The sequence below is a fragment of the Dehalococcoidia bacterium genome, assembly GCA_025054935.1.
Lineage (GTDB): Bacteria > Chloroflexota > Dehalococcoidia > SpSt-223 > SpSt-223 > JANWZD01.
Genome location: JANWZD010000001.1, coordinates 383377 through 410212, shown reverse-complemented (window position 1 = coordinate 410212; position 26836 = coordinate 383377). Strand labels below are relative to the sequence as shown.

Sequence of the window (26836 nt, the reverse complement as noted above, 5' to 3'; positions counted from 1 at the left end):
AGCTACCCAAGGAAGATGATCAGCGCCCAAAGGCTGATGACGAGCACTGCCGCCATGTAGTACCGTCCCTCGAGGACGGCAAGCCCCTGCGCAAACAGCCAGAGCGAAAACTGCACGAACTGCGCAGCGCGGTCGAGCAGCGGGCGCGCGTTGGGCCGCTGCTCTGTTCCTTCCGTCACTTCGCGCGTTCCGCTCGCTGGGGGGGGAGCAGGCACCTCCATGCTGGGACGGGGCCGGGGCGGCGGCGCAAGGCGGTGGCGACGCGCAGCGAGCGCCAGTCCAAGCGCCGTCGCGGCGGAGAGGCTGACGATTGCCGCCGCCGTCCCGTACCACGGGAGAGCGAGGAGTTCGCCGCCGGTCGGACGAGGACGGAGGCCGAAGACCGCGATCGCGGCGTGGGCTGCGGGGTCCCACGCCGTGAAGGCGAGCACACCGGTCGCGGCCGCGCTCGCCAGCGGGAGCGCAGCGGCGACGAGCCCGACTGGCTGCTCAGGCAGGGGTCGCCGTTCCGCTGGGCGGGCAAAAAGCATCATCGCCAGCCGGCCGAGGCCGACTGAAGCGCCGCTCAGCCCTGCAAGCGCGAGGATGACAAGGACGACCCTTCCATCGCTCCAAGCGCCGGCGAGCGCGAGCGCACTGCCGAGCGGCGCGCCGCCGAGGAGTGGAAGCGGAAAGAGGGTGAGCGCGCCGCCGAGCAGGAGAAGCGCTGACGCCGGCCGAGTGAAGGCAATGCCTCGGGCTCCCTCGAACGCGGTCGTGCCGGCGCTCACGGCGAGCCGGTCGGCGGTGAGCGCCGTCCCCGCGAGAGCAAGCACGCTCGCGATGCCGATCAAGATCGCGGCCGGCTGGGTGGGGGAAATACCCTGCCCAAGCGCCAGCAAGCTCGATCCGGCGTAGAGGGGAGCGAGCGCGGCGAGAAGCTGCGGGATGGTCGCTGCCTGGGCGGCGGCGAGCCCCGCCCAGGCCATCGTCGAACTGCCGAACACGGAGAGCAACTGAAGCTGCCACGCGGCGGCGCCGTCGCAGCCGAACCGAATGACGATCGCCAAGCCCGGCAGAAGCACGGTCGCGAGATTGGCGGAGAACGCTCCCGGAAGCCCGCCGAGCGCGCGCTCGGCAAGGCTCGTGAAGGGAAGCTGAAAGAGGAGGAACAGTGTCGCTGCGAGCAGCGCCACGAAGCCGAAGAAGCTGGCGGGCCCGAAGCTGGCAGCAGCGAGAATGCCCATCCCCGCGCCGAACATGCCGCCGAGGAGAGCAAAGCGGGCATCGTCGTCGAAGCGGCGGGTCACGCCTTCGGCGAGGGGCAAGAGCAGAACGGCGCTGGCCGCAACAGCGATGTCCGCTGCCGCAATGATCAGCAGGGCGATCCCGAAGGCGAGGTGCCGGCCGACGACGAACCGCCATGGAGGGGAGGTTATCGTGTCGGAGAGAGCGACCCCAAGCGCGATGATGGCGACGGCAAGCGCGAAGGTGCGGGTCAGGGCGTCGACATGGAGGGTAAGCGCCAGGGCGACATCGGGGGTTCCCGAAATCCAAGGGAGCCGAAGGTCAGCGCCCGGCCACAGCGGCAGGACGAGCGCAAGCGCTGTCAGCGCCGAGAGAAGCCAGACTGCCTTGACCGCCGGCGGGAAGCGGCGCAGCAGCAGCACCAGAGCGGCTCCGATGAAGAGCGCAAGCGGAGCGCCGACGACTGCGATAGCGATAGAACCCTCGATCAGCTGGACCGCTCGCGAGCAACGGCGGTCGCGCCACCACCTCGGAGACGCAGCGGGAAGTATAGCGACCGCCGGCTGCGCTCGCGCTCGTTGCGGCGCTCCACCGCGTTGAGGGTGTACGATCACGCAGGCCGGCGAAAATTGTCTCCTGCACGGCCAGCCGCTCCCTCCCTCTTTTCAGCGAGAAGAAGAGGGCAGAAAATCCTCACGGTTTGCGGCCGTGAAGTGAGGCGAGTGGTGACGCCGAGAGGAGCGCGCCTTCGCGTGCGGGTTTGCCTTACTCTGCTCTTTCGCCGAGCGCGCCGCCCTCGCGGCGCGGTCGGCGCGCCGAGGAGTGCCCGGAACGATGGCCGGCCTTTCGCGCGGCAGTCGGCTGGAGGCGCGGCGGCCGCGCGGCTCTGCCGCCGACAGCGCTGGCCGAACCAGCGAAGGTCGGAGCTGCGTGCGAAGAAGACGAAAAGCGCGGGCGGTGCTGACTGATGTTCGCTTCCCCCCTTCCTGCGACGATCACCTACATGGCGATTTTTGTCGTCTCGCTGCTCCTCACCCTTCTCGGCACGCCGCTCGCTCGTCACCTCGCGATCCAGCTGGGGCTTGTCGACCAGCCGGCGGCGCGCAAGATCCATCGCGTTCCGGTGCCCTTGATGGGGGGGGTCGCGATTTGGCTGGGGCTGATTGTCGCCCTGATGCTGTTCACCGACCGCTTCAACCTCCCCCAGCTCGGAGCGATCCTGCTCGGAGCGACTATCGTCGCCATCGCCGGCCTTATTGACGACCGAGTGGGGCTGTCGCCCTACCTCAAGCTTGGCGTGCAGTTTCTGGCGACTTGGCCGCTTCTCGCCGCAGGCGTTCGCGTCGAGTCGGCGACCCCGTGGCAGGAAGTGAACCTGATCCTGACCGTGCTCTGGGTTGTCGGCGTGACGAACGCCTTCAATCTGCTCGACAACATGGATGGTCTCGCGGCGAGCGTGGCGGCGATCGCGAGCGGGTTTTTCCTCGTCCTTGCGGCGGGAAGTGGACAGTTCCTCGTTGCCAGCTTATCCGCCGCCGTCGCTGGCGCCAGCCTCGGCTTCCTCCGCTTCAACTTCTTGGCTCCGGCGAAGATCTTCATGGGAGATGCGGGAAGCCTCTTGCTCGGCTTTTTACTGGCCGCGATCGGGATCAAGCTCCGGTTCGACAACGACCCGACCGTAACGCTGCTCATTCCCATCCTCGTCCTCGGCGTGCCGATTTTCGACACCGCGCTTGTCACCATCTCGCGGCTGCGTCGCGGCCGCAATCCGCTCACCGCCGCTGGCCGTGACCATCTCTCTCATCGCCTGACGATGCTCGGGCTGACGCAGCGAGAGGCCGTGATGGTGATCGCGATGCTGAGCGGGATCCTCGGTCTCGCTGCAGTCTTTCTCAGCAGCGCCGGCCAGATCGAAGCGTTCGCTATCGCGGCGACCGTCGTCCTTGCGGCGCTCTACGGCGTCGTCCAACTCGAGCGTGTCTACCAGCGCGCAACGATGCCGGCGCCGCCGGTGCTGCCGGCAGCCCCGCCGCCGCCCGATGGGGCGAGGGCGCAGCCGCTCACCGCCGAGCGCGAACCACTCGACAACAGCCGGCGCTGAGAGTATCCTCCTGCCGATTGGATACTCCATGCTTTATCCGAGACGAGGAGGCTGACTGCCCCGGCTGGCACCTGTGCGTGATCTGCTTCCTGCGCCGCTTCGCGATGTCCGCTCGCGACCTCAAAGATCGCGAGCTTCGCCCGCATATGTGCGTGATCTGCTTCCTGCGCCGCTTCGCGATGTCCGGGTGCTCGACCTCGCCGGTCCTCTCGCGTGGTACGGCACGAAACTGCTTGCCGATCTTGGGGCGGATGTCATCCGTCTCGAGCCCCCGGGGGGCGACCCTGCCCGTCGGCGGCCGCCGTTTGTGCGGGCCGGTCCGGCCCAGGGGGAAAGTCTCGCCTTCTGGTATTTCAATACCTCAAAGCGGTCGGAACTCATCGACCTCACGCAGGAAGAGGGCTGCCGCCGCCTGCGCGCCCTCGCCCGCGATGCCGACGTTGTCGTCGATACCGCTCTTCCCGCCGAGCGCGCGCTGCTCGGGATTGACTATGCCGCGCTTGCCCGCCGCAACCCGAGACTGGTGTATGTTCTGGCGACCCCCTTTGGAACGACCGGCCCCTACCAGCGCTGGCAGGCGTCTGACCTCATTCTCCAAGCCCTGGGCGGGTTGATGTTTCTGGCGGGCCTGCCGACCAGGCCGCCGAGCCAATTGGGCGGCAATCAAGCCGAATATCAGACGGGGGTCCTTGCGGCCTGCGGCGCGCTGCTCGGGCTGGCTGCCCGCGACCACTCGGGGCGGGGCCAGCTTGTTGAGGTCATCGGTCAAGTTGCCGTCGCGATCGACGCCGAGAATGCCCTCCCCTACTGGGATTTCGAGCGGTGGGTGCGCCCTCGCCTCGGCGTCGAGAACTACCTCCGCATGCGCCAGCTCTTCCGTTGCCGGGACGGCTGGGTGGTCGTTTCGATCGGCAACCGCTGGCAGTCGTTTCGTCGCCTGCTCGAGCGTGCCGGGCTTCTTTCGGAGGAGCTTGCCGACCCGGCCTGGAACTCCGCTGACTACCGGGCGGCTCATGCTCAGACAATAGAACGCGCATGCGAAGCGCTGTGCGCTGCGATGACCCGGGATGAAATTTGGCGGCTTGGTCAAGAGGCGCGGGTGGGCGTCGCTCCGGTTCAGCGCATCGATGAGCTGTTCGCCGACCCGCAGCTGGCGGCGCGCGCTTTTTGGCAGCGTGTCCCTCATCCTGAGATCGAGCGCGACATCACTTATCCCGGCCCGCCGTTCCGTCTTAGCGCCACGCCGTGGCGGATTTTCCGCCGCCCTCCTTTGGCGGGCGAGCACAGCGGCGAGGGCTGGCTCCCGCGGCCGCGTGCTCCCCGTTCGGCGCCGCCGGCGCGCCGCGACCGGCTGCCGCTTGAAGGAGTTCGGGTGATCGATCTCTCTTGGGTTGCGGCTGCGCCCTTAGCGACCCGCCTCATGGCGCTCTTCGGAGCAGAGGTGCTCCGGATCGAGAGCGCAACGCGCCCAGACAGCTCCCGCCGCCTGCCGACGGCGCGGCCGCCCGGCAACGATAGCCTGAACGCCTCCGGCATGTGGAACAATCTCAATCCCGGGAAGGCGTCGGTCGTCCTCGACCTGACGCACCCGGAGGCAGTCCGGCTGCTCGAGCGGTTCATTCAGACCGCCGACGTCCTCGTCGATAACTTCGGCGTCGATCCCTATCCCAAATGGGGGTTGACCCTCGCCCGGCTGCGCGCGCTTCGTCCCGACCTGATCATCGCCCGCGCCTCGACGATGGGGCGCACCGGACCGCGCCAGCATTTCATCGGCCTTGGCTACACTATCGGCGCAGCTGCCGGCCATCACGCCATTACCGGCTTTCCCGACGACCCCCCGGCTGGGGCTGGCATCGCGCATCCAGACTACTCCTGCAACCCGTACCACCTCGCGGTCGCCGTCCTTGCCGCTTTGCACTATCGTCGGAGGACCGGCGTCGGGCAGACGATAGATCTCGCGCAGCATGAGAGCACGGTCTGCTGGGTCGGCGTCGAGGCGATGGACTACGCCGTCAACGGCGTCGTTGCTGGCCCCTGCGCCAACCGCTCGCCCGATGCAGCGCCCCATGGCGCTTACCCCGCGCTCGGCGATGATGCTTGGATTGCCATTGCGTGCCAAAGCGACGCGCAGTTTGCCGCTCTCGCGGCGGCGATGGAGCAGCCCCACCTCGCGACCGACCCGCGCTTTTCCTCTCTTGCCGCGCGCAAAGCGAATGAGGATGCGCTCGATCAGATCGTCGCGCGCTGGACGCGCCGCCAGCCAGCGCGTGCCGCCGCCGCGCGCCTGCAGCAGCTCGGCATCCCGGCGGGGCCGGTTCAGAGTCATCGCGATCTTGTCGAGGAAGACCCGCAGATGCGCTCCATCGGCCACTATGTCCGCATTGAGCACCACGAAGTGGGTGTCCATCTCGCCGATGGACCGCCCGTCCGGTTGACGTCGACGCCGGGTCGGGTCTCCCGCCCGGCTCCCCTCCTCGGGGAAGATACCGAGCGCCTCCTACGCGAACTGCTGGGGCTCGACGAAGAAGAGATTGTGGCGGGCTATCTGAACGGCTGGCTGCGCTAGCGCTGTCCCGCCGGCGACCCGGCGGGACGGTGGTGGCCGAAGGCGGCAAGCGCTATCGTTGGAAGCGAGGGAGCAAGAGGATGGCACTGGCTGTCGACCGGCCCAAGCCGGACGGTGCGCGCGACCGCTGCGTGACGAGAAGCGTGCCTATCTTGATGTATCACAGCATCGACCGGTCGAGTTCGCCAGCCTTCCGGTCGTTCGTCGTCTCGCCGGACCGGTTCAATGAGCAGATGGCGGTCATCTCGTCGCAGGGCTATCAGGCGGTCACCGTGTCGGACCTCGTCCGCTCGCGGCGGGGAGGGCGCGCGCTGCCTCCCAAACCAGTAGTCATTACGTTCGACGATGGCTTTGCCGACTTCTCTCGGTACGCGCTGCCGGTCCTCTCTCGCTACGGGCTGACGGCGACGCTCTATCTCGTCACCGGTGCCATCGGCGGTCAGGCGCGGTGGCTTGCTCCGGAGGGCGAGGCTGACCGCCGGATGCTCAGCTGGGCGGAGGTGCGCGAGATCGCCCAAGCCGGCATCGAATGTGGCGCGCACACTGTCACTCATCCGAGGCTCGATGCGCTGCCGCGCACGCAGGCGGCTGCCGAAATTCGCTGGAGCAAAGCGACGATCGAAGACCGACTCGGGAAGGAATGCGCGACCTTCGCCTACCCCTATGGATTGTATGACCCGAGCCTGCGCAGGCTTGTCCGTCGCGCCGGCTTCACCTCTGCCTGCGCGGTCCGATACGGCGTCAGCGGACTGGCCGACGACCTGTTTGCCCTCCGCCGGCTGAAGGTCGGACCCGACACTGGCGGCGCAGCGCTTGCGCGTCTGCTCGAGGCTTCTGAGCACGCCCACTGGCGCAGTGTCGACTTCTGGCGGTCGCTTCTCTATCGTCACTTCCGACGCGTTATCATGCCGGTAGTGCGGCGGACGAAGCAGAAAGGACATGCATGACCTCTCCTGCACTTCCCGTCTCCGTTCTCCTTTGCGTCTATACCGAGGCCCGCTGGAACGACATGCTCGCGGCCATCGACTCCGTGCGGCGACAGACGCTGGCGCCTCAGGAGATCGTCGTTATCGTCGACCACAATCCTGCCCTTGCGGAACGGCTCCGCGCGGCGGTTTCTGACGTTCGAGTGATTGAGAATGAAGAAGCGGCAGGGCTTTCCGGTGCGCGCAATACCGGCGTTCGGGCGGCGCGCTCTGACCTCGTCGCATTTTTGGATGATGACGCCACCGCAGCTCCCGATTGGCTGGAGCAGATGAGCCGCCACCTCACCGACCCGCGCGTGCTCGGGGTCGGGAGCCGGGTTGAGCCCCGGTGGAGTGCTGCGCCGCCGCAGTGGTTTCCGGAAGAGTTCTTCTGGGTCGTTGGGTGCAGCTACCGCGGCCTGCCCGAACAGACTGCCGTCGTGCGCAATCCCTTCGGCGGAGCGATGTGCATCCGCAAGGAGGCGGTCTTCGAAACGGGCGGCTTCCGGACCGGGATCGGCCGCAACTCCCAACGTCCGATGGGCTGTGAGGAGACCGAATTCGCTATCCGCGCGACCCAACGCTGGCCGGACCGCGTCTTTCTCTACGAGCCTCGTGCGGTCATCTTCCATACGGTGCCGCCGCAGCGCACGCGCTTCCGCTACTTTCTTGCGCGCTGCTACTTCGAGGGAGTCTCGAAGGCGTCGATGATGAGCGAAGTTGGCGCGGCTGCCGGGCTGTCGGAGGAACGGAGCTACACGTTGCGCGTGCTGCCGGCTGGCGTCCTCCGCGGGCTGGCCGACGGCGCGCGGACGCGCTCACTTGCGGGGCCGGCGAAAGCCGCCGCCATCATCGCAGGCTTTGCCGCGACGGTGGCCGGCTTTCTCGTCGAAAGCGCTCGCCAACGCTGGGAAGCGCTGCGCGCGCGGCTGCGGCCGAGTTTTGCCTAGCGTGAGCGCGAAGAGCTGAAGAGGGAAGCGCAGGCCAGAGGCGAAGTCGGCCTACGGTGGGGCCGTCAGTCCCGCGAGGCGGTATACTTCTCTGCGCGGGCCGGTAGCTCAGTGGTAGAGTCGCGGACTTTTAATCCGTTGGTCGTGGGTTCGAATCCCACCCGGCTCACCCCCTTTTCCTCCTCCGAGTGGATGATCCTCCCCCATTAAATTGACCTCTTGCTCGATAAGTGATACGTAATATATCGTACTGGTAGCTGTGGCCGGATCAGCTGCTGGATGAGCGATAGTGAGGGGGCCTGTGCACGAGAACAACGCTATTCCTCCAGGCGCACAGGCGGCGCATCGAATCAATAACCGGCTGACGGTGATCGTCGGCGCGCTCGAGTTGATCGCGGAAAGCGAGACGCTCTCTCCGGACCTCCGCCCGGTGATCGCGGCTGCTCTTCAGGCGGCCGATGATCTCGCCCATCTCGCTGAGGAGATGAAGGGCGAATCTGCGGCGGGCGCGCTCCCGGAAGAGATCCCATCGGAGAGCCCAACAATCGCCGCTCGCTAAGGGCCGCGACTGCGCGCTAGCGCGCTGAGCATTTGTTCGGTGGCAGCGATCGCCTGGCGCTGCTGCTCGTCCCTGCTGATGAGCGCGGGCCGGTCGCGGAACTGTTCCCCATACCACCCAAACTGGGCGTGATTGCCTCCCCGAATTTCGACGAACTGCGTTGTCGGCGGCAGCTGCGCCTGTGAGGCACGGACACGCTCCGGAGCGCTGAGCGGGTCGAGCTCTCCATACACCGAGACCACTTCGAGCGGAAGCCGGGAGAGATCATCGGATTGATTGGGATACGATGCCCACAGCACCAGTCCCGCCACGCGGTCGGGATTGCGCAAGGTGAAGGCAGACGCTGCGACGCCGCCGAGGGAATGGCCGCCGACAGCCCATGCCGGAACGGCGGGGTTGGCGGCGATGACGGCGGCAGCGCGGTCGACGCCGAGGAGCGGGATACCGAGCGGCATTGGCACGAGCGCGACGAAGTAGCCCCGCTCGGCAAGGGCGCGGGCTGCCGGCGCATAGGCGACGGGGTCAACGAAGGCGCCGGGATAGAAGATGAGACCTGCCCGCGGGTTCCCCGCCGCCGGCTGGAATTCCCACCAGCTTTTCCGGAGAACGAGCACGCGCTCATCGGAGCGGGTCGCTGCGGTCGCCTCCGGCATCGGGCCGGGGGGCAGAACGAAGCGAAGCGCGAGCCCCACTCCGCCGCAGAGGAGGGTCGCCGTGCCCAGAACGATGATGACCCGTCGCTGCATCCTCTTCGTCCGCCTCAGATGATGAAGCGCTGGGGAGCGCGCCGATGGCACCTTCCGTCGCTCGGGAACCGGGCGGGGACGCGCTCTCCGCAACTGCGGCAATCGACCGCGGCCTCCTCCGGCACGGCGCAGGAGTTTCCTAGAGCCAGCCTCGCTCATCGGTCTTCGGACGATGGACGATGCGCGCGAACTGAACTCCGCTCCGGGAAGGAGATCGCCGCTCTAGGATGGCGTGGGCCTGTACCGCCCGTCAAGTACGGCAGCATGGCGAGAGCGTCCGCGCGCAAGCGGGGTGCTGGTTGAGGAAGGAGGTCACCAAGTCGCGCGCTCGCGCAGGCGGTGAGCGCGGCGACGGCGCGGCTGTACCCGAGGCGGTCACTGAAGCGCCCGGCTCAGGCAGGCACCGCTCTCTCCGCTGCCGCCAGCAGGGAGCCGCGCCTCCCATACCCGAGCATGCCGCAGGCGGGTGAGGGCGGAACGTCATCAGCCGCAGGGCGGATGCGCGTGGCGCACCGAGCGACTTCTGCCTCGCCTCTGCTCGCGCCGACAGGCCCCCTGCTTGAGCGGCGTGCGTGGAGCCCTAGTGTTGTGCCCACGAGGAACGCCGCCATCGTCCTGCCGGAGCGCCCGAGTTCTGCGCAGTGCGGCGTGACGCGCTCCGTCCGGCCGGCAAGGAGCTGACATGACGATCTTCGGCGAGGCCCCGCAGCGGCGCCTCACTCGCAGTTCAGAACGTCGGTGGGAATATCTGGCTGCGGAAAGATCGTTCGGGCGTCGGCGGCGTGGGACCAGATGTTGCTCCGACTGTCGACGCCGTCAACTGTCACGCGGAAGTAGACCGGGATCGACGGATTTCGTGCTGGGCTGACATCGATATCATTGAATACCCAGACCGGAAACGTCACCCCGCCGGCCTGCTGCGTCGTGCGAATGCCGGTCGCCACTGCCTCGAAAGACGCGGAGCCGACTGCTCGCCACAGCCGGACGGTCGGGCTCCAGTCCAGCCCAACCGACATCCCAGTGCCGCGATGGAAGAGATAGGCCGCAATGTTCGCTTTCGTCGCCGCGGCGACGGGGGCGTTGCCGTGCGGCCAGACGATCTGGATCTTGGCGTCGACCGCCGACGGTATCCCCTCGGCGCCGGTCGGCACGTCGGGCTGGGGAAAAATCGTCCGCGCGTCTGCGCCATGGCTCCAGACATTGCTCGACGCTGCCGTGCCATCGACCGAAACTCGGAAGAAGATCTTCGTCGCGGGGTCGCGCGCAGGGCTGACGTCGATGTCATTGAACGCCCAGCTGGGGAAGAGCATCTCCCCGACCCGCTCCGTTCGGCGCACTCCGGTCGCGATCGGCTCTTCGATCCCGGCATTGACCGAGCGCCACAGCCGCACGACCGCATTCGGATCAGCGGGGCAGGCAATGCGCTTGCTCCCCTTCTCAAAGAGATAGACACCGACATTCGCTCGCGACGCTTGGGTGACCGGCGCGTTGCCGTGGGGCCAAACGATCTGGATGCGGCTTTCGAGGCCAGCGAACGGCGGCAGGACCCGGAATTCCGCGCCCGGGTCGGCGCTGAAGAGCAGCCGTTCGCCCTGCCGCCGCGCGCTCACCGGCGCGCCGCTGCGCTGGACGACTGCTGCGGGGTCGAGAGGGGCCCCGGTGAAGCGGGAGACCGCGATCTCGAGGTCGGTCGGCGCGGTAACCCGCCCTCGGAGATGGTCGTTCCATGCGAGAAAGACTTGGGTCGTCGACGCTGACTTGGCGGTGAGCCGCTGATCGCCGACTTGCCTGCCGCCGTAGAAGGCGAGGTTCGCCGAGGTATAGCGGTAGCGCAGTCCCGCGCCCTCAGCCTCGAGGAGAAGGTCGCCAGGCTTCCGCTCCCCGCGCAGGAGATAGGCGGCAAGCGCCATGGTCGCGGTGACGATCGGCTTCGGCGTGCCGTCGGTGCGGAAGAAGCCGAAGTGGTCCTCTCTCGGGTTGCCGACCGGCGGGAGGTCATCCAGCATCCATTTCAGTCCCCCAGCATGGCCGGCGTGCCAGAGAGAGAGCCAAGTCGCTGTCTCCAGCACCGCCGAGTCGTGCGGGTCCACCTCCGCGGTGCTCCATCCAAACTCGGTCAGCGCGATGGGACGTCCTGGAAAGGAGCGCCGCATGCTCTCTAGGACGAGGAGGTTTGCCCGAACGCTTTTCAGGGTCGTTGCGGGGTAGCGGTGCATCGAGAGGAGAGTGAGGGGCTCGTTTGCGGGAAGCTTGGCCAGGATCGGGTCGTTATAGCCGACCGTCACGAGGCGGGTCGGGTCGGCTGACCGGATCGCCGCGATCTGCGGCGCGAGCCACGCGGCAAGGGTGGCGGAATAGGCGGCGAGAAACGGCTTCCACTTCCCCGACTCAGGAGAGTCGAGGTAGTCGCCGGTGGAGCGCTCTTCGCCTTTCGCCGTCCACGTCGCGGCGTCGGCGAGGAATTCGAGGTACAGCTTGTAGTTATTGGCCTGCCAGTAGACCTGCTCGCGCGTGAACCGCGCCGGCGAAAGCGCTTTGCCGGCTCCTTCGCGCCACGAGTCGGCCTCGGCCAGTGGCATCCGCTCCCCGTAGTGGGCAATTAATGCTCCGGTCAGGAGCGGCGGCGTGACCCCGGCAGGGTAGCGAGCGAGCACAAGGTTGGCGTACTTGGGCTCGTTTTTCAGGTCGTAGGCGAGGATCTCCGGTCGATTTCGATACCGTTCCGCGATCTTCTGGGCAACGCTCGCCACTTTGGTCAGGTCGTCCTCGTTGTAGTCATACAGCGTGACGATAACGGCAAGCCGGTGCTTTGCCGCGAGGTCGAGAAAGGTGTCGAGCTTCTTGAAGTTGCCTGCCTCGATTTCCCGCGGCAGCGGCGCCTGAATGAACATCCGGACGGTGTTCAGCCCGATCCGCGCCGCGCGGCCGAGATCGGCGTCGATCCGGGCAGGGTCCCAATTGCGGTCTTCCCACATCTTCCAGGCGCGGTCGAGCGGGCCTTCGTAGTTGAAGCCGAGCATGAAAAACGGCTTGCCGTCTGGGCCGACAAGTCGGCCGTCGGGGGTTGCGCTGTAGCGCGCCGCCGCGTGTGCCGAAGGGGGAGAGCCGGGGTCGAAGAGAAGGCTTCCAAGAAGCACGAGGAATGCCGCAGCACTCCGAGCGAGTGCGGGAACGCGTAGAGAGCGAGGCGCCATACTGGTACCCTAGCAACCAAGCGGGCGCGATGCAAGGAGTAAGTGCGGGAGGGCGGAGGCCTGCCGCCGGGACTCCGCCGATTGCGGGAGACAGGTGCGCCGAGGTCACCGCTGGGAGAGCAGCTCCCAGCGGCCGTCGTGATACAGCACATACACGCTGCGGCGGTCGACGAGGAGGACCGAGCCGCGCTCGAAAGGCTGAAGCGTCAATTGGACGGCGCGCGGCTCTGCTGTCGCCCCGCCGAGCAGGTCACGGGCGGCGGCGTTCTGGCGGTAGGCTTGGAGAAGCGGAGGCGCCGGCTCGCCGGGACGAAGCGCTGCTGTTGTCCGCCCTTCTTCTCCTTCGACGAAGGTGGCCCATCGTTCTGGGGCGAGGATGAAGACCCGGCGGGTGTCAGCGCGGCGGAGCATCACGCCGTTCTCGAAGGCGCCCTCATGGCCCGCAACAGTGGCAGCTGCTCCCGTGGGACAGCCGAGCGCTCCCCGAAGCGAGACAGTGGGGGGAGCGGCCTGCTCAAGCTGGCTTTCGATGGGGGGACACCCCGGCGTCGGGGTGACGAGGGGAGCGCGGACCACGTTGCGGCTTGCAGCGTCTGCGGGCTGCGCCGTTGCTGTCGGGCTTCCTCCTGGCGTGACGACCCCGCTGACGATAGCCCGACCGGTCGGTGAGGCAGCGGGAGAGGCAACGGCCGTCGCCGTCGCTGGCGGCGTGGTCGGAAGAGCAGCGGTCGGAGTGGGAGGAGGCGGCGAGGGGATGACAGGAGGAGTGCTCGGCGCCGCTCGCCCCTCGGCTGCTCTCGGGGATTCTGCCGGCGGCGACGGCGTGCGCGTCGGCGGTGGAGGCGCGGACGGCGAGGGCACCATCGGGGCTGGCGAGGCAGTGGGAGTTGCGGTCAACGGCGGCGAGGTCGGCTGCGCGCTCCCGCCGGCGGCCGTATCGGTCGGTGTCGCCGGCAGGAGAGGCTCAAGTGAACTGCTAGGCGGAGCGACCGCTGCAGGGACTGCCTGGCTCTCGCTGAGCCAAGCGCGCCCTGCCCCCACGACAAGGAGCACGACTGCAAGCGCCCCCACAAAGCCAAGGGCGACAGCCCCCCAGACGGGTCTCCCTGCTGTCTTGCGCCCCACCGTTTTCGCCAGTATGCGCCGCCGCAGCTGCGGCGGAGGCGGTACCTCCGGGAGCGAGCGGACCGCAGAGCCGATCCGCTGGTAGAGCGCAAGGGTCCGACAGCAGTCGGCACATTCGGCGAGATGGCGCTCAAACGCGCGCGCGTCGGCCATCGAGAGCATGCCGTCGCGGTAGGCCGAGGCGCGCGCGCGGTCGCACGCCATCTAGACCTCCGACCCTCGGGGCGGCGCGACCGCCTCCCGCTCGAGGGCGGTCCAGACACGGCGGAACTCCTCTCGCGCTCGAAAGAGCAGCGACTTCACCGCAGACCGCGATACGCCGATCACGGCTCCGATCTCCTCACACGACAGGTCGTGATACTCGCGCAGCAGAAGACAGGCCCGGTACTTCGGGGGAAGACGATCGAGCGCCCGCTGCACGAGCGCGCTCTCTTCGCTGCGCAGGGTCTCCCGCTCCGGGTCATCGCTCGCCACCTGCTTCGGATGAAATGCGGCCAGGAAAGTCTCCAGCGGCTGCCATTTGAGAAGTCTGCGCCGCCGGAGCTCGTCGAGGCAGGTGTTGGTCGCAATCCGGTAGAGCCAAGCACTCAGATTGACCTCGCCCGACAGTTTCGGAAGCGCCTGATACGCCTTGAGGAACGCTTCCTGGGTGAGGTCGCTCGCGTCTTCCGGATTGCCCATCATCCGCAAGATATAGTTGTAGATTGGCGTCTGGAACCGTTCGAAGATCGCTTCGAACGATTCCTCGATATGCGCCGCCGGTTCCTCCGGCATCGTCGACCTCGCGCGGCGGCAGTCCGGCGTTTGGTCTGGGGCGCCGAAGCCGCTCCTCGCCGGGCGTCGCCATGCAGGTCTGCTGACCTCTGGGACGGCGCAGCGAGCCGTCCCACCAGTATAACGAGCGGCGATCGCCCGAGTTGCGTCGATATCTTGCTTGCTTAGGAATGGTACGATGCGAATATGAGTGATGGAGGGGCTGACCGGTTCGATGAACTCGTCGCTGCCGTGCAGTCGGGCACGCCTCAAGCCGACCCTACCCGCGCTTCGCTTGGCGCCGCTGTTGTGGCAGTGACGGGCCAGCCGGTGATCGCGACCCCGATCCTCGGCTGCGACATCGTGCCCGCTGCGCTGGAGGCGGCGCTGCGGGAGGCCGGGGGGAACGCTGTCGTCGCTCCCCTAGCAGCGCCCCAGCCCTCTCTCGCGGCCCAGCTCGCGACGACGCGGCGGCTGATCGCCGAGATCGAGGTCGAGCTCGAGCGCCTGCGCACCGAGGCAGAGGAGCTCGAACATCAGCTTGCAGCGCAGGGGAGCGGCGCTGAGCAGCGCGATCCTGCCGCCGAGCGCGACCTCGTGATCGAGAAGGAGACTGCCGACCACGGCTTCAGCGCCATCTTTCGTCGCGACGATCCGGCGCGTCCTTCACGCCTCTATCGCGGCTATGTTGAGATCATCGTGCCGTCGCCCGCGAGCCCCTACGCCATTCGCGACTTAGAGCGCGCGCTCACCGCCCTTCCAGACGCCTCCATCCGCCTTATCTGGGGCACTTCCTTGCACGGCACGACGATCGGGGTCGATCTCCGCCAGCCGGTGGCGCTTGCAGCGTGGCTCAAGACGCACCCCTTTGTCGAGTCGGTGCGCGAGCTTGCGGATCGGGGCGGGGTCGGGCGGGTGCGCGCGCGCCTCCGCGAGCCGTGAGACGCGCGCTGCTCGCGCTGCTCGCTCTTCTCCTCCTCGTCGGCTGCGCGCCGGCGCCGGCCGCTGCGCCGCGCCTCGAGGCTGAGGAGATTGCTGCGCGCGCCGTCTGGGCGCCGGGTGAACTGGAAGAGCATTACCGGAAGCATCCGGATGGGTACCGTTCTGTCGAGGAGTATGATCGGGGAGCACGGGAGACGATCCGGGTCGGCAAGCGGTTTGAGTATCGGGATACTCAGAGCGGCGCTCCCCGGCTCGGCTTTTATGATCCGCAGACAAACCGGTTTACCGGTCTCACTGCCGATGGCCGTCGTATCACCACCCATTTTCGTCCCGACCGCGGAGAGCGCTATGTTCGCGGTCTTCCGGGGTCAACATACCGATGACTGCTGAGCGCGACCAGGTTGCGGCGCTGCTCGACCGCCTGTTCGCCGAGCGGGGGCTGGCCGGCGCAGTGCGGTTCGGCACCCAGCAGGAAGGGCTCTTGTTGCCGGGGATCGGAGGCGGCCCGCCCATTGAAGCGCTTTCAGGATTTGCGCTGGCGCCCGATGGGACAGTGTATCGGTTCTGGCTCGACTGGGATAGCGGCGCTGGCCGCCATCTTCTCCGCCCGCTCGAGCCGATGGCGTCACTCGGCGTGCTGGCGGACGACCCGGAGTATCTCGCTGCGCGCCGCCGGCTGGGGCTTCCATGATGGAAATCGAGACCATCCTCAATGACCGGCAGCTAGCGCAGAACGCGTTCGAGTGGGTTGAGCTCGCTCTGGAGCGCCGCCAAGCGGCGTCGGGCGAGGGGCCGCTGTTCCTCCCGCCGCTCGCGCCGGGCATCATCGTGACTGGGCTCGAGGTATGTGACGACTATGCGTGCCGCTGCGGTTGGACCATCACGATACGCGGGCGCGATCCTCTCCGCCGCGCTCGCCTTGCTGCCCTTGCGGCACGGCCTCCCGACGATCGGTTCGGCGCCTTCAGAATTCTCGCCGTGCGCGATGGCGACACGTTCTGGACTGTTCGCATTGCCGGCACCGGTGACCTCGGCCTTGACGCGGTGGTCCAGGTGCTGCTCGCTCCGACCTCCCTCTAGGACGAGCGGTCCTCAAAGAACCCGATCGCGGACGCAACTCCCGCGCCGATCGCGAAGGCAAGAAGAGCAACTCCCCCGCTAAGGAGCCAGAACTGCGCCGAGCCGGAGGGCGTGTTGAGGGCGGCGATGAAGCAGCCAGCTGCCGCTCCGAGAAAGGCGAGCGCGATCCCGAGGAAGAGTGACGGCAGGTGCATTCTCAGGGCAGATGCCGGTGAGGATACACTATTGCTTGGCGAGACCGAGCGCACGCGCATCGGCATTCTGAGGAAACGATGAGCATTGCGAGCCTACTTACCGATATCGTCGCGGATCCGAAACTGTCGAACTACACGCGCCTGCAAGCGCTCTCGAATCTTCCTGAGGAGCAGCAGCGGGAGTTTGCGGCGACGTGGCCGACCCTTCCCGTTGAGCGCCGGCGATCGATAGCGGCGTGGCTCGAGGAGCTGGCAGAGGAGAACGTCGAGCTGAACTTTGAGCCGATCTTCGTCGTGCTGCTCGATGATCCGGACCCTGAGGTGCGGCAGAGGGCAATTGATGGGCTGTGGGAAAGCCACGACTGGTCGTTGGTGCCGCGGTTCATCGCCCTCCTCCGCCACGACCCCGATCCGGATGTCCGCGCTGCTGCGGCGAGCGCTTTAGCAAAGTACGAACTGGCGGTCGAACTGGACGAACGCAAGAGCCGCTTCGGCCCGGAGATAGACCGTGCCCTCTTGGAATGTCTTGCCAACTCGACCGAAGCCCCCCATGTTCGCCGCCGCGCTTTGGAGGCGATCAGCACGCGCTCGCTGCCCGAAGTTCCGCTCGCCATTATTGAGGCGCGCTCCAGCGATATCCCTGAACTGCGGCTTGGCGCGATCTATGCGATGGGCCGCACCTGTGATGAGCGATGGCTTGATGACCTGCTCGAAGCGCTGGAGAGCAGCGAGCCGGAGGTGCGGTTTGAGGCGCTTGGGGCGCTCGGCGAACTCGAGGCGGAAGCAGCGGTGCCGAACATCGCTCCGCTGCTTGAAGATGAAGACACAGAGGTCCGGCTCGCGGCCATCGACGCTCTCGGCAAGATCGGCGGCGAGGAGGCGAAAGCGATCCTGCGCCGCTATGCGGACCGGCCTTCGCCGCTGCAGGAGGCGGCGATCGAGGCGCTCGCCGAGGCGGAATTTCGAGACAACCCGCTGGGCTGAAGGGCGCGGGAGGGCGTGCCTCGGGATCGCGCTTCTTGCGCGACCTGTCTGACAAGAGGCGCCGCTAGTTGATGATGACGGGCGCTTCTTCGGTCGCGTTCGCGACCGAGATCGCCGCCGCGACCTGACCGGCGACTTCGCGGAAGCTTGCGGCCGTTGCGCTCTCCGGCTCGGCGATGGTGACGGGCTTGCCCTGGTCGCCGCCAATCCGGATCGCTGGGTCGATGGCGATCGCGCCGAGGAATTTCAAGCCCTGCGCCGCAGCAGCCGCAGCGCCGCCGCCGTGGCCGAAGATATCTGTCCGCTCGCCGCAGTGCGGGCAATGGAAATAGCTCATGTTTTCGATGATGCCGAGAACGGGGACATTCAGCCGGCGAAACATCGCGAGCGAGCGGCCGGCATCGAGCAGAGCGACATCTTGGGGCGTTGTGACGATCACGGCGCGCGCGGAGGGGAGAAGCTGGGCAACCGTCAAGGCGGCATCGCCCGTGCCGGGCGGCAGGTCGATCACGAGATAGTCCAACTCGCCCCATTCAACATCGCGCAGAAATTGCTGGATTGCGGAGTGGACCATCGGCCCGCGCCAGATTGCGGGAGTGTCGGGGGTCATGAAGAACGCGATCGACATCACCCGCACGTTGTAGCGGACCGGGGGCAGGATCTTCTCGTTCGGCCCTTTCACTGGCTGGCGGGCGATCCCCATCATCAGGGGGACATTCGGGCCGTGGATATCGGCATCGAGGAGCCCGACGCGCGCTCCTGCCTGCGCCAGCGCGATAGCAAGGTTGACTGCGACAGTGCTCTTCCCGACGCCCCCCTTGCCGGACGCGACCGCGATGACGTTTCGAACGCCGGGGAGGAGCGGCTCTTCGGCGCGAGAGAAGCGGCGCGAGACGTCGGCAGAGAAGTCGATCGTGACGGAGTTCACCCCGGGCAGGGCGGCCACTGCCGCCCGCGCCTCGCGTTCGATGCGCTCGCGGAGGGGGCAGGCGGGGGTGGTGAGGACGACAGTAAAACGAACGTCCCCGCCGTCGATGCGGATGTTCCGCACCATATTGAGAGTGACGAGATCTTTGTGCAGCTCCGGCTCTTGGACAGTGCTCAGCGCGCGGAGCACGTCCGCTTCGCGGAGGGGGTTCTGGGACGTGCCGGACATGGGTCTCCTTATCCCTGCGCAAGACAGGGGTCGGGATGCTCGGATTCGAACCGAGGGCCTCCGCGTCCCAAACGCGGCGCTCTGACCAGGCTGAGCTACATCCCGTTTGGAAAGGAGTATAGGGGCCGACGGCCGAGGCGGGCAAAAGAGACCGTCGCTCCGGTCGGCCGACCGGGCGACGGTGGAGGCAGGAATTGCAGAAAGGCGCGGCCGATTAGCCGGGATTGTCCCGGATCGACTTGTAGATCCGCTCGATGAACTGGTCACGCTTGGCGCGCACCTCGCGCTCGCGCTCCGGCGGTGTCCGGTAGCGTTCGATCTGCTCGGTGGTCAGAATGCCTTTCTGGTCGAGCAGCTCCTCAATGACGCGGAGCCGATCCTTGACCACCCAAAGGGCGGCGCCGAGCTCGAGCGTTATGTTGAACAGATTGTCGATCACCGGCGACTCGAAGTAGACGGGGTTGTCGCGGTCGTCTACTTCGACCCTGAGGTCGGTAATCCCTCCTGCGGTCGGCGGTGGAGGTGGCGCGGTGACCGGACCCTGCACCACCGGCTGCGTTGGCGGCGGGTAGGTCGCCTGCGAGGGGGGGATGAAAGTCGGCTCGCCCGGCGCCGAGGGGGCACTCGGCGGCGACACCGGCACAAACATCGGCGGGGGCGTCGGCGCCGCCGACGCTGCCGGCTGCGAGACCGGCGCAGATGTTGGCTGGCCGCTTGGCTGGGCAGGAGCCGCCGGCGCGCTTGCGCCGTTCGCACCGACGATCGTGATGCCGAGTTCGCGGGCCCGGTCTTTCGCGGCAGGGGTCACGATCTGCCCGCTTCCGAACGTGACGGTTCGCTGCCCGGCTGCTGCTGCCGCCTCGATGTCTTTTGCGCTGATCAGCTTTGCCATCGTTCCTCTCCGCGCAGACGCGGTTTATTTTCCGGCCTGCAACTCACCGGCCGACCGTCCGCTCCCGAGCTCGCCGCTCGCGCCGGAGGGGAACATCCCGCCGTCAGTGAGGATTGGACCGATCTCGCGGCCGGGGCGAGAGATGACGTGGACGGAAACGACCTCGCCAACGCGCGCTGCAGAGGCAGCGCCGGCATCAGTCGCGGCCTTCACCGCTCCCACATCTCCGGCGACGATGACGGTGACTAATCCATTGCCAATCTGTTGCTTGCCGATCAACTCGACGTTTGCCGCTTTCAGCATGGCGTCCGCTGCTTCAATCGCAGCGACAAGCCCGCGCGTTTCGATCATGCCGATAGCGCCACCGCGGTTTGCCGACGTTGTCATTGTGTAGCCTTCCTCCCTCCGCACAGCGGGCCGGACCACTTCAACACGGTCCGGCTCCCGCTCTCGTTGCTGTTGTTGTGGGCGTTCTTCCTCCAGCGTCACGATGCCGACAGCGGCGAACGCGACCCCATGCCGCGTTCGTTGCCCCGGCATACGCTCCGGGGCAGCCTCGGGCGCTTCTTCTCCCGGCGCCGCCGGAGTGTCCGACAGGGGAACCGTCAGCGAATCTGGTTCCTCGGCGCGCTGGGCGGCGCGGACGGCTTCCCGCTCCCCGTGGGGCGAGCTGCCTTCCTCCGCTTTCCGGCGCCGGCGTGGTGTCCGCTCCTCCTCTGCCACGTCGCCTTCCTTTCCTCTCCTCCTGCGGGCTGGCGTTCCAGCGCTTCGGCGGGCCGGGCGACCGTGAGCCGGCTCGCTGCGCGCTGGCTAGCGAGCGCCGATAACTGGAACCGATTCTGCTCCCGCGACATGGGCGTGGAATACCGGCGGAGATGGCGGCTCCAACCCAGTCTCTTCTTTGCACCGCGCCAAGATCTCCTCGAGCGGCGGCCCGAAGTCGAAGGTCGGCAGCGGGCCGCGGGTTGCCCGCATCTCGGCGCGGAGCAGTTCTGTCGCGTCGTAGTCGATCTTCCACCCTTCGTCGTACAGAACGACGCCGTACTCCTCCTGCGCTTTCTGCTCCGAGACGAGCCCGCGGATGACATCGAGGCGAACCGCTTCGGGGTCGCGCTCGAGCGGGTCGCCCCAGCCTCCGCCGCCCCAGGTGATGAAATGCAGCTCATCACCCGGTTCGACGGCGATGTGGTCGGCTTTTGCCGGCAAGGGGATCTGCCGGCCGTCGGGCTTGACGAGGATTTTGCGGCCGCGCGCGCCGGGCTTGCCGCCGAGGACCCCCCATGGGTAAGTCAGCCAGCGGTCGTCGTGGATCGAGATCTCGCCGGCGGCGAGCCAGCGGTACACCTGGTCGATCCCGTTGCCGCCACGATGCTTGCCCGCGCCGCCCGAGTCTTGGACCAGTTCGTACTTCTCGATGACGACCGGGAAGTACGTCTCGAGGTATTCGTTCGGAACGTTGGTGAACTCCGGCCAGAGGCTGTGGCCGTCGAGACCGTCGCCGATCGGGCGGCCGGGAACGCCGCCGAAGCCGATCTGGTAGAGCTGCACCCACTCGCCGTTCTGGTCATACCCGCTGTACATCAGGTGCGGGCTCGTGCTGAACCCGGCTGCAGTCATAAACTCGGGGGCGCTCTTGCCGAGCGCGCCGCCGAAGACATCGAAGACCCGCCCGAGCGCGTGGGTGCGGCCGGAGAGTGCGGCGGGATAGCGCGGCTTCAGCAGCGACCCTTCGGGAATGCGCACTTCAATCAAGTCGTAGTAGCCGTCATTGAAGAGGATCTGCGGGTCGTGCACCATGATCAGGTAGACGCCCACAAACATCTTCAACATTTCGACGTTCAGGTAGAAGTTGATCGCGGCAGGCGACTGGGGATCGGTTCCCGTCCAGTCGAAGATCGCCTTGTCGCCTTCGCGCCAGACAGTGCACTTGATCTTGTAGGGGCCATGCCCCTGCCCGTCGTCGCAGACGTAGTCCTCGAAGCTTTGCGGGGTCTCCGGGATCGTTCGGCGGATCAGTTCGCGCACGGCGCGGTAGTTGCGCTCCAGCAAGGCATCGAGAACCCGGAGGTAGACATCGGGGCCGAAGCGCGCGCACAGTTCGCGGATGCGCCGTTCGGCCATGCGGCAGGCTGCGACGATGCCCATCAAGTCGGAGCGGTTCCACTCCGGCAGGCGCACTTGATCGAGGATCATCTGCAGCCGCTCTTCATCCAGCACGCCGCGCTTGTACAGCTTGAACGGCTTGATGATCACTCCTTCGGAGTGGATTGTCCGGGCGTTGATCGGCATGCTGCTCGGCACTGCACCGCCGACGTCGGTGAGGTGGCCAAACATGCTCGCCCAGCCGACCAGCTGTCCCTCGTAGTAGATCGGCAGCAGGACCAGCCAGTCGTTCAGGTGGCTGATCGCGCCCGCGCACGAATACGGGTCGTTCAGCAGAAAGATATCTCCCTCTTCGATCGTGCCCTTGTATTCGCGCAGGAAGCCGGCGATGAATGAGCCGAACTGGCCGGCAACCATCTTCCCCTCAGGGTTAGCGATCAGCGGGAACTCGTCGTGCTGCTCGCGGATGCCGGGCGACATCGCGGTGCGGAAGAGCACCGCGTCCATCTCGTAGCGGATGTTCCGCAGGGCGTTCTCGATCAAGTCGATCGTCACTGGATCGAGAGGAGGAGGCGATTCGGCGGCTGCCGCCGCCGGGGCGGGCGACTCCGGGGGAGGGGCGCTCGGCTGCGCCAGCGGCACCGTTGGCGCAAGCATCGCCTCAACAAGGTTCTGTCCTTGGGGGACAACCGTTGCCCAGCCGTTCGGCTCCTGCTCCACAATGCGGCCGGGGGCGGTCGGGACGGCAGCCCCGCCGTTGGGAGAAGGCGCTTGGGGCTGGGGAGCGGCGGCAGGCGCTGGCCGGTTCGTGAAAATCCCCGAACGATCTTCCGCGGAGCCGGCCTGGTGGGCAGGGGAGATCTGCGGCTGAGCGACAGGAGCGTCAGGTGGGGTGCGGAAGAGGGTGGAGGGATAGTTCTCCGGCTTGCGCTCTGGGATCGGCGCGGACTTAATCGGGATCTGACGCACGCGTACTGTCGAGCGCGGCGCGCGCGCCGCCGGCTGGGGGGCCGGCGCAGGCGTCATCGGCTCGGGCGCCGTTCGCTGGGGGGTCATCTGCGCCGGCTCGGGGGGCGCCTTCATCGTCTCGATGACGATGCCGTGGGAACGCGCGTAGGTGCGAGCGGGCAGGGTGACGGTTGTTCCCTCGCGGACGTAGATGTGCCGGTAGCCCGATGCTGCCGCGCGGATCACAGCGCTCGTGTCGAGCACTTCGCCCTGATATTGAACTGCCGTGACCGACCCGTTGCCGCCGTTTGTAGCCATCTCCGCCCTCGGAATGCTGATGCACGCTTGAATACTCGCCGTTCCGCACGGGAACGGCGCTGAGCTGCTTTTGGTGAGGGGTCGCCAGGCTTAGACGCCCGGCCTCCCGCGGATTGCGCCAATCGATTGTATCACCGCATCGCGCGCAGTTTGAACCTGCGACTCGGTGCCGGAGACGATGATACGGCCGGCGGGCCCGATCGAGCTGATCGAGACCAGCTTGATATCGGCGGCCTTCTCTGCCTCATTCGCCGCGATGCAGGCATAGCCTGCCGGCGCAATCTCCATGACCAGCATCGCCTCGCCCGGCACGATCATCGAGCCCCGCCGCATCTGGTTGACCAGCTGCGCTTGGTAGGGGTCGACGTTGCTGATCACTTGGGAGGAGACGATCTGCGCCGCCAAGCGGTCTTCTTCGGTCAGGCCGAGGTCCTGAAGCATCGCCGCCGCCGCCGATCGGATTGCCTCTTGGCTGCGGGCGTGCAGCTCGAGGATGCCGAACTGCCGCTCCACGAGCTGCATCCCCGGCCGCACATCCGCTGATTTGAGGGCGATGTCGGCGATCCGGTAGATCGCGTTGCCGGGGGCGACTTCGACGTACAGTTCGGCCTGCCCCGCCGTTGGCATGTCGCCGTTCATCATCGTCCCCATGAACGCCGCATACTGCGGCTGCATGCGGTCGATGAACGCGAAGGTGCGAAGCTGGAAACCGGACCGTTCTTGCATCGGTTAGTCGATGCCGTCGCGGCCAACCGACGTGAGCAGGCTGGCAAGCTCAGGATGGGGACGCGGGATGACGTGAACCGAGACCACTTCGCCGACCCGCTCGGCCGCCATTGCGCCCGCGTCGGTGGCGGCCTTGACGGCGCCGACATCGCCGCGCACGATGACCGTAATCAAGCCTGCGCCGACCTGCGCACGACCGACTAGTTCGACATTCGCTGCTTTGACCATAGCGTCAGCAGCCTCGATCGCCGCCACTAGCCCGCGTGTCTCGATCAGTCCAAGGGAACCGCCCATGCCTTCCTCCTGTTCTCTTTCTCCTCCGTGCTGAGGACGGATGTATCAGTTGCGTGAACTCGATGGCGCTATGGTATCGCGTTGCTGCCAGCGCACCTCACGGCTGCTGCCGGCATCCCGGAGCGCGCTCTCCCTCTTGATCGATGATGTCACCCCCTCGCGTTGGCCTCGCTCCCCACGAGCTGAGCGCCCAGTTTAGCGTTTATCGATCAGGAGGCGTCGCCCGCCGCGTCCCTCATCGGTCTCGACACTATCGACGATCCCGACGATTGACGCATCGGTCGGCGCATCGCGTGTCTGCTCGGTTGCGCGCGCCGATGCGCCGGTCACCACGAGCACCACCTCGCCTGCCCCCGCGCCGACGGTGTCGGTGGCGACGAACACCTCTCCGGTCAGGCGCCCGTCGGTGTCCCGCCGCTGGACGAGGAGCAGTTTTGCGCCGCGAAAGCCAGGATCCTTCGCCGTCGCGACAACGGTTCCCAACACCTCACAGACTATCATGTCCCACCTGCTGGACGAATGAGCAGGTTACCAAACGTATCGACCTCAGCGCTATAGCCGGGCAAGATGAGCGTGGTGGAGTCCATCTCCGTGACGATAGCGGGCCCGGGGATCCGATTGCCGGCGAGGAGACGCTCACGATCGTACACCACGGCAGTGTGGAACTGCCCTTGGTAGTAGATCTGCTGCTCTCCTGTTCGGGCTGCCGACGGGTCCGGACCGCCCATTGCAAGCCGCGGCACCTCAGGGGGGCGCGAGCGGCTCTGGCCGATCGCCCGAAGATTGACCATCTCTTTCACCGTCGCAAGCCGGAAGCTGTACAGCCGGTCGTGCGCCTCGTCGAAACGGCGGCCGACCACCTCGAGCCCCTCCCGCGCTAGCGCGTCAAGGTCGACATCGATCGGCAACTCAAACCCTTGCCGGTGATAGCGGATGTCCATCTGATAACGGATCTGCTGCTGCTCTGGCGGGACCCCTTGCTCGCTCAGCCACGCCCGTGCGCTGTTCCCCAGTTCCACAAGCTGGCGCAGCACCTCTTCCGCTGTCGTCTGGTCGAAGGTCCGGATGTAGGTTCGGGCAAATTCGTTGCGGAAGTCGGTCACCAAGTCGCCGAGGGCGCAGAGGAGCCCAGGTCCCTTGGGGATGATAACCGGCCAGGAGCCAAGCACTTTCGCGATGGCATTCGCGTGCAGAGGGCCGGCGCCGCCGAACGCCACGAGGGCGAAGTCGCGCGGGTCGTAGCCGCGCTGGACGGAGACCAGCCGGAGCGCGCCAAGCATATTCTCATTGACGACGTTGAAGATCCCCTCGGCGGCGCGGTACAAGTCCAGCCCCAGCGCGTCCGCGATCTTCTGGACCGCCCGTCGCGCCGCGTTGATGTCGAGGATGATCTCGCCGCCGATCAGTTTCGGCGTCAGGTAGCCGAGGACGAGGTTGGCGTCGGTCACTGTAGGCTCGGTTCCACCCTTGAGGTAGCAAGCCGGCCCTGGGTCGGCGCCGGCGCTCTGCGGTCCGACGCGCAGAGCGCGCGTCAGCTCCGGAACGTGAGCGATCGAGCCCCCTCCTGCGCCGACGGTGCGCACCTCCATGGCAGGGATCCGCACGGTGAACTGCCCGACCACCGTCTGACGGCCAATGTCGGGCTCGCCGTTGATGCACAGCGCTACGTCGGTCGACGTTCCTCCGACATCGATGGTCAGGATGTTGTGGTAGCCCGCCATCCGGCAAACGAACAGCGCGCCCGCGACGCCGCCGACCGGTCCCGAGACCAGCGCGTTCACTGGCCGCTCCTTCGCTGCCTCGAGGGTCATCAGCCCGCCATCGGAGCGGAGCAGGCTGACCCGGGCCGGCACACCCCGCTGCCGCAATCGCGTCTGCAGCGAGTCGAGGTAGCGGCCGACTTGGGGAGCGACATACGCGTTGAGCGATGCCGTCAGCGTCCGCTCGTACTCGCGAAACTCCGGCAGGATCTCAGACGACAGCGTGACCGGGAGGTCAGGGGCAAGGTCGCGAATGATGTCGCGGATGCGAAGCTCGTGCGCAGGATTGGCGTAGGAGTTGATGAGCGAGACGGTGATCGCTTCGATCTTTGAACGCTTGAGCAGCCGTTGGAGGTCTTCCCATAGCTGCGTTTCGTTGAGCGGCCGGATCACTTCGCCTTTGGCGCTCATCCGCTCATCAGCCTCGATGGTGTTTTCCACCAAGGCGGGCGGATCTTGCGGGATCATGGTGATCCAGCCCGCAAGCGGCCCGGGGGTGCGGGAGCGGGCAATCCGCAGGATATGACGGAACCCTTTCGTCGTGATCAGGCCGACCGTCGCCCCCGTCCCCGTCAGAACGGTATTCAGTCCGACGGTCGTGCCGTGGCGGATCTCCGCAATCTGGCTCGGGCTGATCCCGGCAATACGACAGACTTTTTCGATCCCCTCCAGCACGCCCAGCGACTGGTCGGCGGGAGTGGAGGAGGTCTTCGCCCGATACAACCTTCCGCTCGCGTCGTCTGTCAGCACGAGATCGGTAAACGTGCCGCCTACGTCGACACCCAGTCGATATGGCATCTTCCCGTCCAGTAGCTTGCTTCCCTCGCTCGAACCGAGCTTGCGTCGCTCTCTCGCGCGCGCAACACTCATCGACGGCGGTAGTTTCTATCAGCTTTTTGGAATGTGTGTCAATGTTGGTCATGAGGGTGAGAAGCGCGGCGCGAGAACGTGCTCGTCACTCGCGGGCGCCAGACGCGCCGCCGCGATCAGCTGCTCGCTGTCCTCGCTGCTTCTTTCGCCCTCACCAGCCCGCCGCGGCGGCCTCCTTGCGCCTGGGGCGTGCTGTCGGCGCCGATGGGACCGCGGAGCGGCTGTGCTGCAGGAGCGGCTGGGTGAGCAGGGTCGGCGGCACGCTCCCGCCGTTCTGCTACGCTTTCTGCAGGCAGGCGCCGCCGTGGTCTGACCGCCTCGCGCAGCAAGGAAGCGCCGCGAGAAGACGGCCGCATCCCGGCGGTCGGTGCCTGCTCGCAAAG

At 66.9% G+C, this 26836-nt stretch carries 22 protein-coding genes, 2 tRNA genes and 2 pseudogenes; 11 read left to right on the top strand and 15 right to left on the bottom strand.

Annotated features, from left to right (window positions below; translation table 11 throughout):
* Positions 1-2: 2 nt before the first annotated feature.
* Positions 3-1649: a hypothetical protein gene (locus NZ773_01815; GenBank protein ID MCS6800664.1), complete on the bottom strand. Its 1647-nt coding sequence runs from the start codon at positions 1647-1649 to the stop codon at positions 3-5.
* A 545-nt stretch (positions 1650-2194) separates the two neighbouring features.
* Here NZ773_01815 and NZ773_01810 point away from each other — a divergent pair.
* The 6 genes from NZ773_01810 to NZ773_01785 all read left to right on the top strand — a co-directional run bounded on the left by NZ773_01810 (position 2195) and on the right by NZ773_01785 (position 8368).
* Positions 2195-3328, top strand: a complete 1134-nt coding sequence (locus NZ773_01810; GenBank protein ID MCS6800663.1) for an undecaprenyl/decaprenyl-phosphate alpha-N-acetylglucosaminyl 1-phosphate transferase — start codon at positions 2195-2197, stop codon at positions 3326-3328.
* Positions 3329-3476: 148 nt separating this feature from the next.
* Positions 3477-5894 (top strand): CoA transferase, encoded by a 2418-nt coding sequence (locus tag NZ773_01805; protein ID MCS6800662.1) that lies wholly within the window; start codon positions 3477-3479, stop codon positions 5892-5894.
* An 80-nt stretch (positions 5895-5974) separates the two neighbouring features.
* Positions 5975-6841 (top strand): polysaccharide deacetylase family protein, encoded by an 867-nt coding sequence (locus tag NZ773_01800; protein MCS6800661.1) that lies wholly within the window; start codon positions 5975-5977, stop codon positions 6839-6841.
* On the top strand, positions 6838-7809 hold the full coding sequence (locus tag NZ773_01795) for a glycosyltransferase (protein MCS6800660.1): 972 nt from the start codon (positions 6838-6840) through the stop codon (positions 7807-7809). The genes NZ773_01800 and NZ773_01795 overlap by 4 nt, the downstream gene beginning before the upstream one ends.
* 97 nt (positions 7810-7906) lie before the next feature.
* Positions 7907-7978 (top strand) — tRNA-Lys (locus tag NZ773_01790).
* Between the two features lie 120 nt (positions 7979-8098).
* Entirely contained in the window at positions 8099-8368 is a 270-nt protein-coding gene (locus tag NZ773_01785) for a hypothetical protein (protein ID MCS6800659.1), read from the top strand.
* Here NZ773_01785 and NZ773_01780 read toward each other — a convergent pair.
* The 4 genes and pseudogenes from NZ773_01780 to NZ773_01765 all read right to left on the bottom strand — a co-directional run bounded on the left by NZ773_01780 (position 8365) and on the right by NZ773_01765 (position 14207).
* Positions 8365-9114 carry an alpha/beta hydrolase gene (locus NZ773_01780; protein MCS6800658.1) on the bottom strand — a complete coding sequence of 250 codons (750 nt, stop codon included), beginning with the start codon at positions 9112-9114 and terminating at the stop codon, positions 8365-8367. The two genes, NZ773_01785 and NZ773_01780, sit on opposite strands and share 4 nt — an antisense overlap.
* A 716-nt stretch (positions 9115-9830) precedes the next feature.
* Positions 9831-12308, bottom strand: a complete 2478-nt coding sequence (locus NZ773_01775; GenBank protein ID MCS6800657.1) for a cellulase family glycosylhydrolase — start codon at positions 12306-12308, stop codon at positions 9831-9833.
* Positions 12309-13547: 1239 nt separating this feature from the next.
* Positions 13548-13637, bottom strand: a pseudogene (locus NZ773_01770) (zf-HC2 domain-containing protein).
* Positions 13638-14207, bottom strand: coding sequence for an RNA polymerase sigma factor (locus tag NZ773_01765; GenBank protein MCS6800656.1), 570 nt, complete (start codon positions 14205-14207; stop codon positions 13638-13640). It lies immediately after the preceding pseudogene.
* A 186-nt stretch (positions 14208-14393) separates the two neighbouring features.
* Between NZ773_01765 and NZ773_01760 the strand changes: the two genes are divergently transcribed.
* The 4 genes from NZ773_01760 to NZ773_01745 are packed head-to-tail and all read left to right on the top strand — an operon-like array spanning position 14394 to position 16208.
* Positions 14394-15128 (top strand): hypothetical protein, encoded by a 735-nt coding sequence (locus tag NZ773_01760; protein ID MCS6800655.1) that lies wholly within the window; start codon positions 14394-14396, stop codon positions 15126-15128.
* Entirely contained in the window at positions 15125-15511 is a 387-nt protein-coding gene (locus NZ773_01755) for a hypothetical protein (protein MCS6800654.1), read from the top strand. Before NZ773_01760 ends, NZ773_01755 begins: the two co-directional genes overlap by 4 nt.
* The gene (locus NZ773_01750; protein MCS6800653.1) at positions 15508-15819 is read left to right on the top strand and encodes a hypothetical protein; all 312 of its coding nucleotides are present in this window, start codon (positions 15508-15510) and stop codon (positions 15817-15819) included. Before NZ773_01755 ends, NZ773_01750 begins: the two co-directional genes overlap by 4 nt.
* Positions 15816-16208 carry a hypothetical protein gene (locus NZ773_01745; GenBank protein MCS6800652.1) on the top strand — a complete coding sequence of 131 codons (393 nt, stop codon included), beginning with the start codon at positions 15816-15818 and terminating at the stop codon, positions 16206-16208. The genes NZ773_01750 and NZ773_01745 overlap by 4 nt, the downstream gene beginning before the upstream one ends.
* On the opposite strand, the gene NZ773_01740 is transcribed toward NZ773_01745, so the two are convergent.
* Complete coding sequence (locus NZ773_01740) at positions 16205-16402, bottom strand: hypothetical protein (GenBank protein ID MCS6800651.1); 198 nt, start codon at positions 16400-16402, stop codon at positions 16205-16207. The two genes, NZ773_01745 and NZ773_01740, sit on opposite strands and share 4 nt — an antisense overlap.
* Positions 16403-16480: 78 nt before the next feature.
* On the opposite strand from NZ773_01740, the gene NZ773_01735 reads away from it, so the two are divergent.
* The gene (locus NZ773_01735; GenBank protein MCS6800650.1) at positions 16481-17386 is read left to right on the top strand and encodes a HEAT repeat domain-containing protein; all 906 of its coding nucleotides are present in this window, start codon (positions 16481-16483) and stop codon (positions 17384-17386) included.
* Between the two features lie 64 nt (positions 17387-17450).
* On the opposite strand, the gene NZ773_01730 is transcribed toward NZ773_01735, so the two are convergent.
* From NZ773_01730 to NZ773_01690, 9 genes and pseudogenes are all read right to left on the bottom strand, one after another.
* Positions 17451-18542 (bottom strand): Mrp/NBP35 family ATP-binding protein, encoded by a 1092-nt coding sequence (locus NZ773_01730; GenBank protein ID MCS6800649.1) that lies wholly within the window; start codon positions 18540-18542, stop codon positions 17451-17453.
* A 30-nt stretch (positions 18543-18572) separates the two neighbouring features.
* Positions 18573-18647 (bottom strand) — tRNA-Pro (locus tag NZ773_01725).
* A gap of 109 nt (positions 18648-18756) precedes the next feature.
* Entirely contained in the window at positions 18757-19434 is a 678-nt protein-coding gene (locus NZ773_01720; protein ID MCS6800648.1) for a hypothetical protein, read from the bottom strand.
* A gap of 108 nt (positions 19435-19542) precedes the next feature.
* Positions 19543-19821, bottom strand: a pseudogene (locus NZ773_01715) (BMC domain-containing protein).
* Between the two features lie 423 nt (positions 19822-20244).
* Positions 20245-22092 (bottom strand): hydantoinase B/oxoprolinase family protein, encoded by a 1848-nt coding sequence (locus NZ773_01710; GenBank protein ID MCS6800647.1) that lies wholly within the window; start codon positions 22090-22092, stop codon positions 20245-20247.
* A gap of 801 nt (positions 22093-22893) precedes the next feature.
* Positions 22894-23529 (bottom strand): BMC domain-containing protein, encoded by a 636-nt coding sequence (locus tag NZ773_01705; GenBank protein ID MCS6800646.1) that lies wholly within the window; start codon positions 23527-23529, stop codon positions 22894-22896.
* Positions 23530-23532: 3 nt separating this feature from the next.
* Positions 23533-23823: a BMC domain-containing protein gene (locus NZ773_01700; GenBank protein MCS6800645.1), complete on the bottom strand. Its 291-nt coding sequence runs from the start codon at positions 23821-23823 to the stop codon at positions 23533-23535.
* 195 nt (positions 23824-24018) lie between these two features.
* Entirely contained in the window at positions 24019-24324 is a 306-nt protein-coding gene (locus NZ773_01695) for a EutN/CcmL family microcompartment protein (GenBank protein ID MCS6800644.1), read from the bottom strand.
* Positions 24321-26381 carry a hydantoinase/oxoprolinase family protein gene (locus tag NZ773_01690; GenBank protein MCS6800643.1) on the bottom strand — a complete coding sequence of 687 codons (2061 nt, stop codon included), beginning with the start codon at positions 26379-26381 and terminating at the stop codon, positions 24321-24323. The genes NZ773_01695 and NZ773_01690 overlap by 4 nt, the downstream gene beginning before the upstream one ends.
* Positions 26382-26836 lie beyond the last annotated feature (455 nt).